The 14,447-nt window shown below is 42.9% G+C and carries 19 protein-coding genes; 3 read left to right on the top strand and 16 right to left on the bottom strand.

What is annotated here, in order from left to right; genetic code table 11:
- Positions 1-23: 23 nt before the first annotated feature.
- Positions 24-1,031 (bottom strand): CorA family divalent cation transporter, encoded by a 1,008-nt coding sequence (locus BOQ04_RS06090; RefSeq protein ID WP_076023889.1) that lies wholly within the window; start codon positions 1,029-1,031, stop codon positions 24-26.
- Between the two features lie 192 nt (positions 1,032-1,223).
- Here BOQ04_RS06090 and BOQ04_RS06095 point away from each other — a divergent pair, with 192 nt between their 5' ends.
- Positions 1,224-1,643, top strand: coding sequence for a hypothetical protein (locus BOQ04_RS06095; protein ID WP_076023890.1), 420 nt, complete (start codon positions 1,224-1,226; stop codon positions 1,641-1,643).
- Positions 1,644-1,656: 13 nt separating this feature from the next.
- On the opposite strand, the gene BOQ04_RS06100 is transcribed toward BOQ04_RS06095, so the two are convergent.
- From BOQ04_RS06100 to BOQ04_RS06145, 10 genes are all read right to left on the bottom strand, one after another.
- Positions 1,657-2,625: an alpha/beta fold hydrolase gene (locus BOQ04_RS06100; RefSeq protein WP_076023891.1), complete on the bottom strand. Its 969-nt coding sequence runs from the start codon at positions 2,623-2,625 to the stop codon at positions 1,657-1,659.
- 194 nt (positions 2,626-2,819) lie between these two features.
- Positions 2,820-3,392: a phasin family protein gene (locus tag BOQ04_RS06105; RefSeq protein ID WP_076023892.1), complete on the bottom strand. Its 573-nt coding sequence runs from the start codon at positions 3,390-3,392 to the stop codon at positions 2,820-2,822.
- Between the two features lie 248 nt (positions 3,393-3,640).
- Positions 3,641-4,114, bottom strand: a complete 474-nt coding sequence (locus BOQ04_RS06110; RefSeq protein WP_076023893.1) for a hypothetical protein — start codon at positions 4,112-4,114, stop codon at positions 3,641-3,643.
- 89 nt (positions 4,115-4,203) lie between these two features.
- Complete coding sequence (locus BOQ04_RS06115) at positions 4,204-4,638, bottom strand: DUF6152 family protein (protein WP_143742158.1); 435 nt, start codon at positions 4,636-4,638, stop codon at positions 4,204-4,206.
- A gap of 22 nt (positions 4,639-4,660) precedes the next feature.
- Positions 4,661-5,503 carry a hypothetical protein gene (locus BOQ04_RS06120; protein WP_076023895.1) on the bottom strand — a complete coding sequence of 281 codons (843 nt, stop codon included), beginning with the start codon at positions 5,501-5,503 and terminating at the stop codon, positions 4,661-4,663.
- A gap of 2 nt (positions 5,504-5,505) precedes the next feature.
- Complete coding sequence (locus BOQ04_RS06125) at positions 5,506-6,024, bottom strand: DUF6644 family protein (RefSeq protein ID WP_083657538.1); 519 nt, start codon at positions 6,022-6,024, stop codon at positions 5,506-5,508.
- A gap of 9 nt (positions 6,025-6,033) precedes the next feature.
- On the bottom strand, positions 6,034-6,534 hold the full coding sequence (locus tag BOQ04_RS06130; protein WP_076023896.1) for a DUF6644 family protein: 501 nt from the start codon (positions 6,532-6,534) through the stop codon (positions 6,034-6,036).
- 100 nt (positions 6,535-6,634) lie between these two features.
- Complete coding sequence (locus BOQ04_RS06135) at positions 6,635-7,396, bottom strand: enoyl-CoA hydratase (RefSeq protein ID WP_076023897.1); 762 nt, start codon at positions 7,394-7,396, stop codon at positions 6,635-6,637.
- 159 nt (positions 7,397-7,555) lie between these two features.
- Positions 7,556-7,879 carry a cupin domain-containing protein gene (locus tag BOQ04_RS06140; protein ID WP_342418067.1) on the bottom strand — a complete coding sequence of 108 codons (324 nt, stop codon included), beginning with the start codon at positions 7,877-7,879 and terminating at the stop codon, positions 7,556-7,558.
- 161 nt (positions 7,880-8,040) lie between these two features.
- Positions 8,041-8,694 (bottom strand): cupin domain-containing protein, encoded by a 654-nt coding sequence (locus BOQ04_RS06145; RefSeq protein ID WP_076023898.1) that lies wholly within the window; start codon positions 8,692-8,694, stop codon positions 8,041-8,043.
- A 190-nt stretch (positions 8,695-8,884) separates the two neighbouring features.
- Here BOQ04_RS06145 and BOQ04_RS06150 point away from each other — a divergent pair, with 190 nt between their 5' ends.
- Both BOQ04_RS06150 and BOQ04_RS06155 read left to right on the top strand, forming a co-directional pair.
- Positions 8,885-9,277 (top strand): DUF4399 domain-containing protein, encoded by a 393-nt coding sequence (locus tag BOQ04_RS06150; RefSeq protein ID WP_076023899.1) that lies wholly within the window; start codon positions 8,885-8,887, stop codon positions 9,275-9,277.
- Between the two features lie 32 nt (positions 9,278-9,309).
- Positions 9,310-9,879, top strand: a complete 570-nt coding sequence (locus BOQ04_RS06155) for a YceI family protein (RefSeq protein WP_076023900.1) — start codon at positions 9,310-9,312, stop codon at positions 9,877-9,879.
- A 24-nt stretch (positions 9,880-9,903) separates the two neighbouring features.
- Here the strand turns inward: BOQ04_RS06155 and BOQ04_RS06160 are convergent, their stop codons facing one another.
- The 5 genes from BOQ04_RS06160 to BOQ04_RS10715 form a co-directional block, all read right to left on the bottom strand.
- Positions 9,904-11,160 (bottom strand): DASH family cryptochrome, encoded by a 1,257-nt coding sequence (locus tag BOQ04_RS06160; RefSeq protein ID WP_076023901.1) that lies wholly within the window; start codon positions 11,158-11,160, stop codon positions 9,904-9,906.
- Between the two features lie 2 nt (positions 11,161-11,162).
- Positions 11,163-12,557: a 3'-5' exonuclease family protein gene (locus tag BOQ04_RS06165; protein ID WP_076023902.1), complete on the bottom strand. Its 1,395-nt coding sequence runs from the start codon at positions 12,555-12,557 to the stop codon at positions 11,163-11,165.
- A gap of 152 nt (positions 12,558-12,709) precedes the next feature.
- On the bottom strand, positions 12,710-13,198 hold the full coding sequence (locus tag BOQ04_RS06170; RefSeq protein WP_198929294.1) for an RrF2 family transcriptional regulator: 489 nt from the start codon (positions 13,196-13,198) through the stop codon (positions 12,710-12,712).
- A 571-nt stretch (positions 13,199-13,769) separates the two neighbouring features.
- Positions 13,770-14,198: a DUF2244 domain-containing protein gene (locus tag BOQ04_RS06180; RefSeq protein WP_076023904.1), complete on the bottom strand. Its 429-nt coding sequence runs from the start codon at positions 14,196-14,198 to the stop codon at positions 13,770-13,772.
- A gap of 22 nt (positions 14,199-14,220) precedes the next feature.
- Positions 14,221-14,370, bottom strand: coding sequence for a hypothetical protein (locus BOQ04_RS10715; protein ID WP_158025480.1), 150 nt, complete (start codon positions 14,368-14,370; stop codon positions 14,221-14,223).
- Positions 14,371-14,447: the final 77 nt, after the last annotated feature.

Here is a 14,447-nt window from a genome sequence, read left to right on the forward strand (position 1 = left end):
AGTTTCTGAGAGTTTTAAGTAGGCTAAATAATTCTTCGTTGCTTTAGCACTGCATAAACCAGTGCACCAGCTAAGCCCATGATGAACATGATCTCGTAAAAAGACCCTTTAAGGCCCGGCAGATCCTCCATATTCATACCCATGATTCCCGTGATCAGGGTCATTGGCAGAAAGATAACGGTCATCACAGACAAGACCTGTAAATTACGCGCATTAAATTCGGCAACATGGGCAGCCTGCTCATCCTGCAGCACTCTTGCCCGATCGTACAGGTTGGATATATCTTGGACCAAGAAAGACAGCAAATCCAAATCATCAGCTAATCGAATTTTGTCCTCATTAGAAAACCAAAAAGGAGGATGTTTTTGTAAGCGATGTAACGCAACGAGCTCAGGAGCAAATTGGCGTCGCAAACGACTGCATTGAATTCGAATGGCACCCAAATTTTCGTGCTCTGGTATATCCCTGCCTTTAAGAAGCAACTCCTCTAAGTCATCCATTTTTTCAGATACACGAAATAGCAAGGTTCTCAAATGCTCTGCACGCAAATCAATTAGTTCATGAAATAACTCAATCGCGGAATGTGGATGCAACTCTCCTGCGCGTAAATCAGCCCTGAGTTTATCAGTTGTATTGAGTGGCTTGTTTCGAAGGGAGATCATCAAGTGCGGGGTCAAAATAGCCCACAAAGTACCTAGACTAGCTTCCCCATCAGCACCCCCAAACTCCTGATGAAAATCATTCATCACCATCAACAAGCAGTCATCTAACTTTTCAATTCTCTCGAGGCGACTGCGTGTAACGCCCTCACGGATCATCGCAACAGCACGCTCTGGCACTAGATTGGTTTTTTCAAGCCAACGCTGAACCTGTGAATGAGATAGATTGAGGTGCAGCCATACTGATTGATCGGGATCAGCCAAGGCATTCCCAATTTGATTTGGGGGGATTTCATCACTCTTGCCTGATCGCATTGCCCAAGCAAAAACGACTCCATCAATCGGGAATGGAGCGGAATTCAGATCATTCATCTAGTTCTACCGGTTTAAACAAGGCACGAACCCTATTTAGTAAGCACTTATTGTATGACACTGAAAGTCTCCGATATTCGCGCTGCTGACATCAAACTGTCATATTAGTCAGATGAGTGGCATCGCTCAATTGTCATAATGCAATGAAATAATCAAACGCATCAAGACTCCACAAAATGAAGGAAGTCAAAGATGCAATATCAAATTATTCCCCTAGAGCTAGGATCCATTGTTGAACGTGAAGTATTTCAAAGCGACAACATGGAGATCAAATGTGGCTTAGTTTGGAAGCTAGGTTCAGTAGTAACCGAACAAAAGCCAATATTTTTAAAAAACTATCTACCCCACATTGGCATTTGCATCGCCGATATTAAAGGCGCACAGATTCGCGAGACATACAACAGCGAAAAAGTAATCTACTTCTCACAAACCGTTCCAGAGGCATTAGAGGATGAGCTGACAGACATTTTCTATGGAATTTCACAGAAATTTTCTGGCTCCTATCAGGATATCTTCCAAGACCTAGGGTGGCAGCTCATTCGATCAGAATCATTTATTTTTGGCGAGCTAGAAGTCAAAGAAATCAGCACCCTCCATCAACTTTATAAATAAGAGATGGCGCCAATTAAATCATTGCCGATTGAATAAACTCACATACTGGAACCGTAAATGGTGCTGGGTGTCCCGCACCAGGAACCTCAAAGGTCTTGAGACGGGGTATGTGAGTCTTGGCCTCGGAAACACGCCGCTTAGTACAAATTTTTGAATCGCCCCCATAGATCAAGCTCACTCTCCCCTTATATCCCTCTAAAGATTCATGGAAGTTCATACCCCACACATCTGCTTGGTAAGCAAGATCAAAATGAGTGGGCAGTTGGACATCGGACATCGCTTTCTCATCCACATCAAATTCCCTGGCGAGCTCTCTTGCCTCTTTAAATCCAGCATCATTTTTCATCGACTTATAGAGTGAGTACAGCGAGGTCCAATTGACGGTTAGCGCAATATCATTTAATACGATGCCGAATATCTTTGAACCAAATACCTTGCAAAGATACATTGCCAGTACACCGCCCATGCTAGTTCCAAGCACTGTGAGCTTAGGGCGCCTGCTTTGATCGCGAAACAACACTCCCTCAACAAATTGACTTAGATCAGATAGGTAGAGTGACATCTTGTAGGATTGGTCAGAATCTAGATAGTCAGATTGACCGCGACCTGAAAAATCTACACTAATGACTTTGTAGTTAGGGGTCTTTAAAAAGAAATGGTGGATTCCCAAGAAAGAGGCTTTGGTCTCCAATAGCCCCGGTAAGCAAAGCAGAATATTTTCTGCATCAATTGAACCAGAGACGGTATAAGCAATTTTCCTAAGGCGCGCCCCATCTTGAATTTCATAGTAAAGCGTTTCTAGCAAGTTCTTTTCATCCCTTTCCACTACCGAAGGTGTACTTTCTACCTTGACTAAGGATTGCACTTGCATATGCGGCTGCTCTTGAATTTCGATGATTGTTTTCTTTCCGCCCAAAGGCTGTATCGACTTGAGAATTTCAGCCTTAACTTCCATGAGTAAATTAAATAACTCTTTCTTCATTGAAGTCTTCTCCAATCAAAGTATGTTGGCCAATATAAGCCACCTATAAAACTGACTGTACAGATCATTCATGACAAAAATACTTAACTTGCACCATTAGAAGGCAGCCAATTGAACATAAAGCTTAAAAATACAAAAAACCGCCCGAGGGCGGTTTCTCATGTACAACAGAATACGTATTGAGTAGCTTTGTATTAAGCAGCTTTACGTGTTTTAGCAGCAGGCTTAGCAACTGCGTATTGACCTTGAACGTTTGCCAAAGCAGCGTCAATAGACTTTTCAAAATTTGCGAATGCATCAGCTGCGCTTGCACGAGCCTGATCAAATTGCTGAACTGAAGTTTCAAAAATAGATTTGAATGCAGATACAAAAGACTCAGAACCAGCTGGTGCAGTCTTAGTAGCTTCTTTAACAAATTTAACTAAGTCATCACGTGCATCATCAATAGAAGCATCAATGACCTCAGCAACTTGTTTATTGCTAGTGCGAACTACTTTGCTAACCTTAGCTTGGTAGGAAGTAGCGTACTTAACAACCTCTTGAGTAGCTTCTGGCTGAGCCAACTTAGCCAATTCTTGTGGATCCTTGATTGACAACAATTGTGTGCTTGCTTCTTGTGCAGCAACTAAAGCATCTTTAGCGGCAGCTTGATTGATTTCAGCTAACTCTTGCGCGCTTTGTACAGCAACTTGTGCCAAATGTTTTGCAGTTTCAACAGCTTTAGCTTGAGCAGCAGTTAATTGGTCGTTTAATAGAGTTTGTGCCATGGTAATTTTCCTAATGTAAGTAAAGAAGGTTTAATTTGTTGCGATGCACCATAGTACGACCAAACTTCTAAGTGATCAAGCATTATTTGCGGCGGCGCAACATAAATAGGGTGTAAGACCACTATTTATATATAAATCATAGACTTACTGTTATTTAAGCAGGTCAAAATGGGCTCAAAAACAAGCCAAAACCATAAAATTATTAGGGTTTTATAGTCAAAAATACACGACTCAAAAGATCTAATTACTTATTTTTGAGGGGCTTTTGGGTCAAATTTTGCATACTGAATATGGCATGCTTCACAAGCGCTATCAATTTCCGAGCCTGCGTCGAAAATAGCTTGTGTATCTTTGTTGGCAATAGCATTGAGCGTTTTTTCAGACGCATTACTCAACCTTCGCGAATATGTCATCCACGGGCCATTGTCTTTCGCCCTACCCTCAAGCATCAGCAAGTTACTCGCCTCCATCAATGTGGCTGCGCTATTACGCAAAGCGTCCCACTGGGCCTCAGTATGGGGCGCTATTACTTTCTCGCCCTTGGTGGTGCTGATCCAAGCAACAGCATCCCAAATTCCATCAGCGGCGGGATCCAGAACCCAATCCATGAGCTGGGGCAAAGTTAAGCTTACATTAAATGGTGGCTTAGGGGGAGGCTCTGACTTTTCACACCCAAGTAATGCGAGGAGTGAGAAAAATAAAATGAATATCTTTTTTTTCATGAAAGCAATATTACTGTGGCTGATGTAGTCTTATAAAAAATACCACCGTAGCGGTGGTATTTTAATTATCCGAGAGAAACCCAAACTATTTAGATTGTTCTAGATTTGCATTCTCTTGAGCAAAGATGTCCGCTGTATACACTTTGCCCGTTTGAGTCTCTGTAATTTTCTTTAAAGCACCGCCTTTGCCACCATTTCGCAGCGGAAAAAAATTCAACGACCACTTTATCTCCAGCTTTCACTGCCGTTCTAGACCATCCACCCACACGGATTAAATTGCCAGGGCTAGTCATCTCCATTAACCATAAGGATTGCTCATCACCTTCCTTTACCGCGCCTGAAACAAAGATCGCCACATGCGGATTGGTCCACTGCACTTCTTTCACTACACCGGTGATGGTCACCACTTGAGTGCGATCAAACATCGTCGTGGAATGATGGGCATTGACGGCAAAAGGAACTATTCCAGTTGCTATGAATAAGGCCAATTTAAATAAATTAGTGATGGTTTTCATCGGGTTCATTTCATGATTTAGAAAAAATGGATTATTGAGGCGGAATACGGTTGCCGCCAACATCATACTTTATTGGAACAAAGATATCGTTTCCAGTCTGATCTTTAGATTCGGAAAAGGAACCCTCTAAGCAAACGCCTTCAATAATTTCATATTTGCGCGCACGTTGCCTGAAATACTCGCGAGTGGTTTTCCAAGGCTTGGTCAGCACATTCGGGGCAATGATTTCAATATCGTCATGCATGATATCTTTACCTGCAAGATGAAAACGCTCAATTACCCGCACATCGCCATTGTTGGGTACGCCCACCGCTTCACTTACTGCCAAATAGGTTTGAGGTCGAATGCCAGTGGTTTCTACCACCAAAGTATTACCCTCCCAATGCCCCACTGAGTAGCCATGAAAGGTTGGATCCGGATCATCGGGCATTGCTCGACCATCTGTATAAATGCGACGTAAACGGTTTGAATCAGACTCTCCCAGAATAGTTACTCGACCTGGGGTAAACAAAAACTCAATCGAGTTATGCGTAATCAAAGCCCATGAAGGCATTGATTCAGGAAGGCAATTGGTGAAGAGGGGAGCCGGACGACCGGCCTTCTCTTCTACAAGCTGAAACTGAATGACCTTGGCCTGCTCAGGTTTCCAGGGGGGCATATTCGTATTGACCTGATTAAACTGATCGCTAATATTTGGATTCCAAGTACCGCTCCAATCAGGCAATTTGCCCAAGTCAGCATAATCTTTAGCAACAGGGGCTCGATTAATGATGGGCTTTTCTTGAGCATGAGCACTGCTGGCGAGAATGCTGTATCCAACAAGGCTATAAGCGCAAAAGCGCAACACAAATTGGATGATGTGTTTAGACGACATGATTAACTTCCCATTGTTGGTGTCAAAGTGAAACCAATCCAGCGACCACAGATGATGATTGAGATCCACAAAAGCAAGGAGATCAATCCAGCCAATCTAGCTGATAGAGGAATGTGATTGCCCACCCCCCAATCAGCCATATCTCGACCAGTGATTTTCTGAAAAATCATCATATTGATTCCGGCACAAATTAACAGGCACATTTTTGCCAGAAAAAAGGCATTGTGAGAATAGGTGATTGCTTTACTAATAAAGAGTAGTGACCCAGTGATGAGCGCAATACCAAAAGCAATCCACGTCAATGGCAGAATGGCCTCACTCACCCTGTAGATCGTCTTTTCTAAAAAGGCCAATCCCATCAATCGCAAATCAACCAGGGCGAGTGAGCCAAAAAAAATTGTAATGGCCAAGACATGAATAGACTCTATCCACGGAAATAGGTAATCATTTTCGCTAATTAATACCGCAAGCTGCGAATCGTTGAGCCAATTTAATAAATCAATGATTGTGTTCATTAGCATGTAGGACTCTTATAGGTAGGCAATCCAACGGCCCGCAAAGACAATCCCAATCCAAAGAACTATAGAAGTGAGGGCAAGAAGTTTTGCAAAGAATTGACGCTGATGACTCTTTTCCCAATACTGAGGATCTTGATTTGCGGTTTTTTTAAAGATAAAAAAGATCAGGAGAGCGCTTAATAAAAACAGCATTTTTACTTGAAAGGCGATGTTGGCTAGTGACCTTGCCGGCTCACCAACAATCATTGCTACACCAGTCAACAGCAAACAGGTCAGCGCTAAATAGATGGCGGGCGAAAAACGCTTGATTACTAAATTTAATGGTCTATCCGAAAAACCAAAACCCAATATTCTGGCGTTAATCATCAAAGTAGAAATAAGAATTGCCGAAATTGAAAGAATGTGAATGACTTGCACCGCTGGCACAAAAGATTCACCATGATCCTGAATCCATATACTGAGCTGTGTGCTTCCAATTGAAGCGCAGAAGTTGAGTAGGGCAGCTGTTCTCATGTCTCTCTGATATTCTTTCTTGTGATTGATTTTAACTCAGGGCTACATTACTAGACCGATGACGCAGATCAATATTTCACAACTGATTCAGCTGTTTTTACTAATCCAAGAGATCAAATTTTGGCACCCTCTTTTCCATAAACGCCGTCAGAGCCTCTTTAGCGGCTGGGCCCTTGAGTCTTTGCATGAAAGCCTGTGCCTCAATAGATATTTGGTCCAAGATTGCGGCCTTCACCCTGCCGCTTTTTAGCAACGCTTTTGTTTCCAGAATAGATCCCAAAGGCAGGGCCGTTAAAGCCTTGGCACGCTCATGCGCATATGAAAGAGAGGATTCCTCAGAGATAACTTTGTTTACAAAACCCATTTTGTACGCCTGCTCCGCAGTAAGAGGTTCACCAAAGAACAATACCTCGGAAGCGATTTGATGACCGACTAGACGAGGCAGTAATAATGTAGCCGCTCCCTCGGGAACAAGGCCCAAGGCCACAAATGGAAATATAAATTGAGCATCTTTCTGGGCGTATACCAGATCACAATGGAACAGCATAGTCGATCCAATGCCTACTGCAGGTCCATCTACTGCAGCGATCAGCGGTTTCTTAAGTTGAGCTAGCGCTCTTAACAAAAGAATTGGGGGAGCTGTCTCATCAAAACTGGATTGAAGAAAATCAGCAATATCATTACCAGCACTAAATATTTTTCCAGAGCCACAAATCAAAATCACTTTTACTGCGGGATCTAAATCTCCCGCGATCAGCGCATCTCTCAATTGCAAGTACATTGCGCCAGTAAAAGCATTCTTTTTATCCGGGCGATTAAATTGAATGGTCAGAATGCCATCTTGCTCATGACATTGAATCATTAATCTTTACCTTTCATGTGGCAGTAGAAAGAAGTGACAAAGCAATAAATACTAAGTCGCCTCTTTTGATATTACTGCGCCGGCGCAGGGGCTGGTGATGCTAAAGGCTTACCCTTCTCAACAACATACACACCAACTAGCTTAATAGGAGTAGTCCCTTCATTTTTTTGCGCTATGAACTATCCCAGCAGGAACTACAAACCCCTCACCCTTAGAAATCTTACGTGGTGGCTGTCCAGCAACAAACAGCACAATGTCGCCATCGGCTACATAGCTGATCTCATCACCTGGATGAGTGTGCCAATCCGCCACACCGCCGGGAGCGATTTCAACACGCGCAATCACTGCTTCACGATTGGGAACGGAAACATCCTCTTTCAGCACTACTGATCGTGTTAAACCTACGCTCTGAGAATATACAGAGGCACTAGCGCCAAATATAAAGACACCTGCAGCAATGACAATCCCTTTTACTAATTTCATGATGAGTTCTCCTGATTTATATTTTTAATATTTTTCTATTGTCAATATATTACCCCCAGAGACAAGGGCTCCGGCATGATTGATGGATGTTTTGAGAACTATTTGGGAGAACGAGAGTGCCTTAACTTTAGAAATCAGCCCAAAAATTCGACTGATCTAGATCATTCCAGTAGGTGGCCAGTCTTAACAAAGATAGTGCAGCCCTCTTTACTAAACGGCTGATGCAGGCTCATATGAGGGCTTCTAATCCAAGAACCAGCGGGATAACGACCATGCTCATCCTCAAAGACGCCATCGATTACAAAGATTTCTTCACCGCCATAATGTCTGTGTGGATTGAAATAGGTTTGCGGAGCCCAACGTACTAAAGTCGATCCACTACCTTGGCGCATTAATGGCATTACATGCAGACCTGGAACCATCCCTTGATACCAATCCGCCGTTTTCGTATCAATCACTTCTCCACTCTCTTGATCAGGGCCCAGATGTCGTAACTTCACAAACAATGTGCAGCCAAAATCACTAAATGGCGCATGGGAAGAACCAGGGGGATTCATGATGTATGAACCAGCAGGATAATCACCAGACTCATCGCTAAAGATCCCATCCAAAACGAAGATTTCCTCACCAAATTCATGGAAATGCATTGGGAACTTCGATCCAGCTTGGTAGCGAACAATGGAAGTTGCTTTTGCCACTTCACCACCACAGCGCTCAAGCATACGCCTCTCAATCCCTAGCTCGGGGCTCGGAATCCATGGCAGTTCATGGTGATTAACTACAACCTTTTGACTGTAATCGGCGTTGATATTCATTGCGGGGCTATCTATATTCACTATCAATAAAGCATAGCAGATGGTGCAAATCCTCGTTGAGGAGCCATTCTTTCCAGTCTTTGCAAATTAGCCGGAAACATACTCAAAGCAAGTAATCAAATATATCTGTAGTATGAATAAGGCTCACTCATTTTGCGAGTGAAACACACCATATTACGAGGAACATCGCATGAAACTTCACTCTCTATTGATAGGCGCTCTCTTAGCCCTCTCCAGTCACCTAGTCTTCGCAGAATCAGTTGATTTTGTAGAACCCAAAAATGGTGCAATTGTTAGCAGTCCATTTAAAGTGATTTTTGCAGTTACAGGAATGAATGTGGCACCCGCAGGTGATATGACCCCCAATACAGGGCACCATCATCTCCTCATTAATGCCGAAAGTATTCCCGAAGGCACCGTAATCCCGATGGATGAAATGCATAAGCACTTTGGCAAGGGTCAAACTGAAACTGAAGTGACACTCCCCCCAGGTAAATATAAACTCACTATGCAATTTGCCAATGGAGCACATCAGTCTTATGGCCCGAAGCTTGAGAAATCAATTGAAGTCATAGTCAAATAGGATCATCTCACTCACACTGATAAAGCTCAATCATGTATCTGAAGTTGCTGGCCCTGTTAGCATTGAGCTTATCTATTGTTAGCCTGTCTCAGGCTGACGAAATATATAAAACTGATCCTGAGCACACCTTTGTCAGTTTTAGCTATAGGCATCTGAATTACTCTGTTCAAACCAGTCGATTTGATGCAGTCAGTGGCATAGTGAGAGTCAATGATAAAAATGATGGGGGAAGCGTAGAGATGACCATCAACACCAACTCCATCAGTACTGGGTCACCCACTTTCAACCACATCCTTCAATCCGAGGACTTTTTTTCAAGCGAGAAGTTCCCTCTAGCTACATTTAAATCCGATAGTATTATCTTTAATCAAGATGATATCTCCGCAATCTATGGTGAGCTCACCATCAAGGGGATTACCAAGCCAGTGCGCATTGAAGTGGATCACTTTAATTGCAGTAGAAACCTACTTACCCTTCAATACATGTGTGGCGCAAACGCAAGCGCCAAAATAAGCCGTTCTGATTTTGACCTGGGGAAATATACGCCCTTTGTTGGGGATGAGGTAACACTCAATATTGTTATAGAAGCATCAAGGCAATAGTCGGCTTTGGCAATACTTTAAAGCCTATTTTGCCAACCACATTGCCCTGTAAACCCCGTCGGGGTCATGGTCCTTAGTTTGCTTCTGAACATTAAATGGTCTTCCACCGCGTGGGTCTGTACCACCTCCGGTGATATATAACCAATTTCCTTGATTGCTATGTACATCGTAGTCAATTAATTGAGATTCAAACCAAGCGGCCCCTGCACGCCAGTCGCCCTTCATGTCATAAATCCAATAGCTTGCTAGCACTTGGCGCATCCGATTTGATAGAAAGCCAGTTTGTTGAAGTTCACGCATGCCGGCATCAATCAAATCCTCACCTGTGAGACCAGAACTCCATTGGTAAAACTGTTCCTCATGAAAGCTATTTGGCTGTTGCTTACCCAAGCCCTTAGGTTGGTAAAGTTTCCTTCCGTACTTAAAGTGCAAAAAACGGAAATAATCCCTCCACAATAATTCGAACCAAAGCCAATACGTTCCATCATTAGCGCCATGTATTAACTCGTAATTTTTAAGTCTGTCAGCGATCACTCTTGGCGATAAACACCCAAGGGATAACCAAGGCGAGAACTTACTGGAATAATCCATGCCCATCAGCTGATTACGAGTTTGTTTATAGGTATCTGGTAGTCGCCTATCTAAGTATTGAGACAAGTGAGCTAGACCACTGCACTCACCGCCTACAAATGGGGATTCACTTTGTTTACTTAATAGACTCTCCCGCTGCCCCTCATGCTGATTCAAGCAAGGCAAAGGCGGGATGAATTCTGGCGCCACTATTGGGAGCGCATAAGAAAGGCCCTCACGCTCGATATCCTGGCGAAACCTCGTAAAGATATCGGGCATATCTTTCAAATCAAATGGCAAATCTCTTGGATCTAACATACTGGATTGCCAAAATTGTTTAACCTTAAATCCCAGACCCTCAATGACAGTAACTTGGTCAAGCTCCTCGGGAGCTTCAATTTGCTCACAGTACACCAGTCCAGATTGGGTCTGATCTCTCAGCACTTGCATTATTTCTGCTGCATCACCCTTGAACTCCAATAAGGTCGAACCTTTTGCAGCCAATTGACTACGAAGATCCTTTAGGGAAGCTTGTAAAAATGCTTTGGCGTGATTGGCGATTCTTGGGAACCCCCAATGAGTCAACTCATCTTTGTAATTTGCATGGATATAAATGGGCAAAAGAAGAGTGGCATCTCTACATGCTTCCTTAAATGCCGGGTTATCTTCTAGGCGAAGATCATTCCTAAACCAGTAGATGATTGTGGTCATTTTTAACTTAAGGGTATGACTTGATTTTTATATGACCCTGTCAGGGCTTTTTTAACAATCTTATAAATATCGAGGTCAAATTCGGCATCGCCAGAGTGTGTGAGCTCAGATATCTCATCCTCATTGATCGCTGTACCCAGATAACACCACTTATCCAACACAATCATTTCGCCGCCATCATTAATGGCGATTGGACCTTTAAATGGCCAGACTTGTACCTTGTATAAACTCATTGCAGTTTTAAGCTGCAGATTATGCATTTCCGCGGGGGTCAATCCTATACAGGCACCGCCACATTGTTTTACTTGATACCCAAAACAAGCCTTTCCCTCTTCGCCCTTTTCCAACCCAAGCAGCACCTCACATAAGCGATATTTTTTAGCCACTGCCCTTAAGTAGGAGTGAGCCTCTCTTTTGCTATAAAACAATCCATACAAATTATCTTGAAGACCTGGGGATAAATCTTTGTAGCTTTTCAGCACTGGTTTCAATATTCCAGCTAAATCCTCTTCCAAACTCCATGCACACAGATCTTTGGAGCGTCGAAGTTTGATATTCATGCTGGGCATCCGCTCTTTGATGAGCCTAGATTCCAAAATGAGTGCGCTTAATTCTCCGCTGGTTTCTATCCAGTCAATATCCCTCACTTGCAGGGATAGCTTCATTTCCTTACGCTGGGTTAACGCTCCCTGAAAATGCCCCATCACTCTACTGCGCAGAGAAATGCTTTTGCCAATGTATAAGGGAAGCTTATTTTCTCCATAAAAGATATAGCACCCTGGCGCATCTGGAATGGAATCAATCAAGCCTTGATCGATATTGGGGGGCAGGCTGGCATTGCCTATCAGCTGGTGAATAAGCTCTATTAATCGCTCTTTACCAACTTCTTTTTCGCAAACTTGCCAGAACTGAAAAAGTAAATCTGCATCACCGAGCGCCCTATGTCGCGCACTCACCTCTAGATCATGAGCCTGAATAATGGTGTCCAGGTTATGACGAGCTTGATCGGGGAACAGCAATCTGGAAAGCTTGACTGTACACAGCACTTTAGGCTTGAAATCAATCCCCACTCTTTTGAAAGAAGCCTTCAGAAAGCCATAATCAAAGCGAGCGTTATGCGCTATGAAAATTTTTCCCTCAAGCTCTTCTTTTATTTCTTTTGCTACATCCTCAAAAGTGGCTTGATTCGACACCATATGTTGCGTAATACCGGTGAGTCTTTGTATATTTTGCGGAATAAAGACTTGGGGATTAATTAATCTCTCCCAAATACTCACCTTATTTTTGAAAAACGTTTTAATTCCGATTTCCGTAATACGATCTCGTTCGAAATGTGAGCCCGTAGTTTCAATATCTACAAAAGCAAGCGCAGGATACTCCCCTGATTGATTTTTCATGAAAATGCAAACGCAACGAAAATAGCTGAAACCATGGACCCTTGATTATCCTAAAACGCTTTAATTAGGGGTGCGGTTTAGGTAATTAGCAAAGTCAAAAACTGAATTTGGACCGCGCAGAACTTCCTCCGCCTTCTTGAAATGAGTCAAAACTACCTTTTTAATCTCGGCTGTGTGTTTTTTTCTCGCTTCAATTGAGCTTGAGGCTCTTTGGGCAAATAGGATTTGCGCTCTGGCGCCGTTTGCAACTCACTAAATACCGGGACATGGTCCTTAATAGCAGAGGCTAAAGTGACATTCGAGATGCAGCTCATCATATAAGCCTCAAGTGACTGATACAGGTCTTTGGCAATGTCCGCTACTTCTACTTTTCTTTTTTTGATCTGATTCATTGCCAAAACAATGTCTTTAATAGTAATCACTCTAGGATCTTTGGAAAGTTGATAGCCACCAGTACGCCCTTTAACGCCAACCACCATTCCTGGCTCCCTTAAAGGACGCAGTAACAATTCAATTCGGCTAATGGATAAATGCTGTCGTTTGGCAATCTCCGGAACTGGTACTAACTCACCATTTGGCGAATGGCTTGCAATATCGATAAGGGTATTCAGAGCTGCTTTGACTGCTTTGGTGATTTCCATGACGTTTTGACAAAAAAATGAAGTTGGGGCTAGTATGAAACCGAATGAATCATCATGCTGCTATGCATTATTTAACCCTTTTTATCTCATGGTTGATACTACCCAAACCCCTTATCCACTCACCACTCGATTATTGAGATGGATTGCGTATATTTTGGCTGGAGGCACCCTCATACAAGCCCTTGCTTGCGCAATGATGTACTTTTTCATCTTCGACTCGCAGGCAGCCGGCATGAAAGCTGACCTTTTGGTCCAGCATCTTTCATATTATTTTTTAGGGGGAGCATTCATCCTATTGAGCGTTTCCAATGTATTAATTAAAAGAGGTTTGTTCCAACTAAAAACAATTCGCACTCCGACGCTCGTTTTCATATTGGATCTCGCTTTTACAAACTTTCTTCTGATACCCCGTAGGGATTACTTGCGCGAAACAGCCCTACATGATGGCATGCCTGTCATGCTTTCACCCTTCGCCAACTACTTTTTAATATTAAATTGCCTCACCCCACTCTTACTAATGACGCAGATTTCCCTAAGTAGCCTAACCGCATGGCGTCTTAGCAGATTGACATCATCTCAAGTGGGCCCGAACTGAAGAAATTAAAGCAAGTTGCTGCTCTCGCCTCAAAAACTGACCGAGCTCAATACGCAGATTAGATTGACTGATAAAGAATGTTTTTCCGTCTCCGATGGGTAATTCTATTTTTACCCACTTGGTATTAAATTCATACACTGTTTCTTTGTAGGCAATAAATTTTTTGACAATTAGTCGACTGCCATCAATTTCAATTGATTCAGAATCGAGCGCGTGTCTACAGTAAATTAAAAACCCTGTAGTGACAACGCTCAGTTCGATGCATGTGAAAATCAAAATAACCCAAACACCAGCCAATAAAAAACCAGTGGCTACCGTCGCCGAAATGCAAACTAAAGCAATATAAAACCTAAGGAGCTGTTTTGGCGTGAGTGCACAATTTCTTCGCATTTGCCAAGTTTTCATACCAAACTCGCTTGCCTAGAAATTAAGCAGTATTTTTTCGCTCTTTAGATTTAGCCAGCTGATCAGCACTTCGCTGCTGGAAGTCGACCATGCTGTGATAACCCATTTGATAGCATGGACAATGTTTTCCTAATATCCAACGGGCAAGCTTGATGCGTAGTTTTTGTATCATTCTGTTTCTCCAGGTATCAAGGATCCAATGTAATCGGAAATTGCATTTATTGCAGGGCGGACCTCAAAAATTGAAAT

The sequence above is a fragment of the Polynucleobacter sphagniphilus genome (assembly GCF_001953355.1).
GTDB classification, from domain to species: Bacteria; Pseudomonadota; Gammaproteobacteria; order Burkholderiales; family Burkholderiaceae; genus Polynucleobacter; species Polynucleobacter sphagniphilus.

What these genes read in the sequence shown, in the direction of transcription:
- BOQ04_RS06130 (WP_076023896.1), bottom strand. Translation starts at nt 6,534, where the DNA reads ATGAGAACAGCTGCCCTACTCAACTTCTGCGCTTCAATTGGAAGCACA.
- BOQ04_RS06110 (WP_076023893.1), bottom strand. Translation starts at nt 4,114, where the DNA reads ATGAAAAAAAAGATATTCATTTTATTTTTCTCACTCCTCGCATTACTT.
- BOQ04_RS06150 (WP_076023899.1), top strand. Translation starts at nt 8,885, where the DNA reads ATGAAACTTCACTCTCTATTGATAGGCGCTCTCTTAGCCCTCTCCAGT.
- BOQ04_RS06135 (WP_076023897.1), bottom strand. Translation starts at nt 7,396, where the DNA reads ATGATTCAATGTCATGAGCAAGATGGCATTCTGACCATTCAATTTAAT.
- BOQ04_RS06115 (WP_143742158.1), bottom strand. Translation starts at nt 4,638, where the DNA reads ATGAACCCGATGAAAACCATCACTAATTTATTTAAATTGGCCTTATTC.
- BOQ04_RS06160 (WP_076023901.1), bottom strand. Translation starts at nt 11,160, where the DNA reads ATGACCACAATCATCTACTGGTTTAGGAATGATCTTCGCCTAGAAGAT.
- BOQ04_RS06120 (WP_076023895.1), bottom strand. Translation starts at nt 5,503, where the DNA reads ATGTCGTCTAAACACATCATCCAATTTGTGTTGCGCTTTTGCGCTTAT.
- BOQ04_RS06145 (WP_076023898.1), bottom strand. Translation starts at nt 8,694, where the DNA reads ATGAATATCAACGCCGATTACAGTCAAAAGGTTGTAGTTAATCACCAT.
- BOQ04_RS06090 (WP_076023889.1), bottom strand. Translation starts at nt 1,031, where the DNA reads ATGAATGATCTGAATTCCGCTCCATTCCCGATTGATGGAGTCGTTTTT.
- BOQ04_RS06095 (WP_076023890.1), top strand. Translation starts at nt 1,224, where the DNA reads ATGCAATATCAAATTATTCCCCTAGAGCTAGGATCCATTGTTGAACGT.
- BOQ04_RS06140 (WP_342418067.1), bottom strand. Translation starts at nt 7,879, where the DNA reads ATGAAATTAGTAAAAGGGATTGTCATTGCTGCAGGTGTCTTTATATTT.
- BOQ04_RS06105 (WP_076023892.1), bottom strand. Translation starts at nt 3,392, where the DNA reads ATGGCACAAACTCTATTAAACGACCAATTAACTGCTGCTCAAGCTAAA.
- BOQ04_RS06100 (WP_076023891.1), bottom strand. Translation starts at nt 2,625, where the DNA reads ATGAAGAAAGAGTTATTTAATTTACTCATGGAAGTTAAGGCTGAAATT.
- BOQ04_RS06155 (WP_076023900.1), top strand. Translation starts at nt 9,310, where the DNA reads ATGTATCTGAAGTTGCTGGCCCTGTTAGCATTGAGCTTATCTATTGTT.
- BOQ04_RS06180 (WP_076023904.1), bottom strand. Translation starts at nt 14,198, where the DNA reads ATGAAAACTTGGCAAATGCGAAGAAATTGTGCACTCACGCCAAAACAG.
- BOQ04_RS06170 (WP_198929294.1), bottom strand. Translation starts at nt 13,198, where the DNA reads ATGGAAATCACCAAAGCAGTCAAAGCAGCTCTGAATACCCTTATCGAT.
- BOQ04_RS06125 (WP_083657538.1), bottom strand. Translation starts at nt 6,024, where the DNA reads ATGCTAATGAACACAATCATTGATTTATTAAATTGGCTCAACGATTCG.
- BOQ04_RS06165 (WP_076023902.1), bottom strand. Translation starts at nt 12,557, where the DNA reads ATGAAAAATCAATCAGGGGAGTATCCTGCGCTTGCTTTTGTAGATATT.
- BOQ04_RS10715 (WP_158025480.1), bottom strand. Translation starts at nt 14,370, where the DNA reads ATGATACAAAAACTACGCATCAAGCTTGCCCGTTGGATATTAGGAAAA.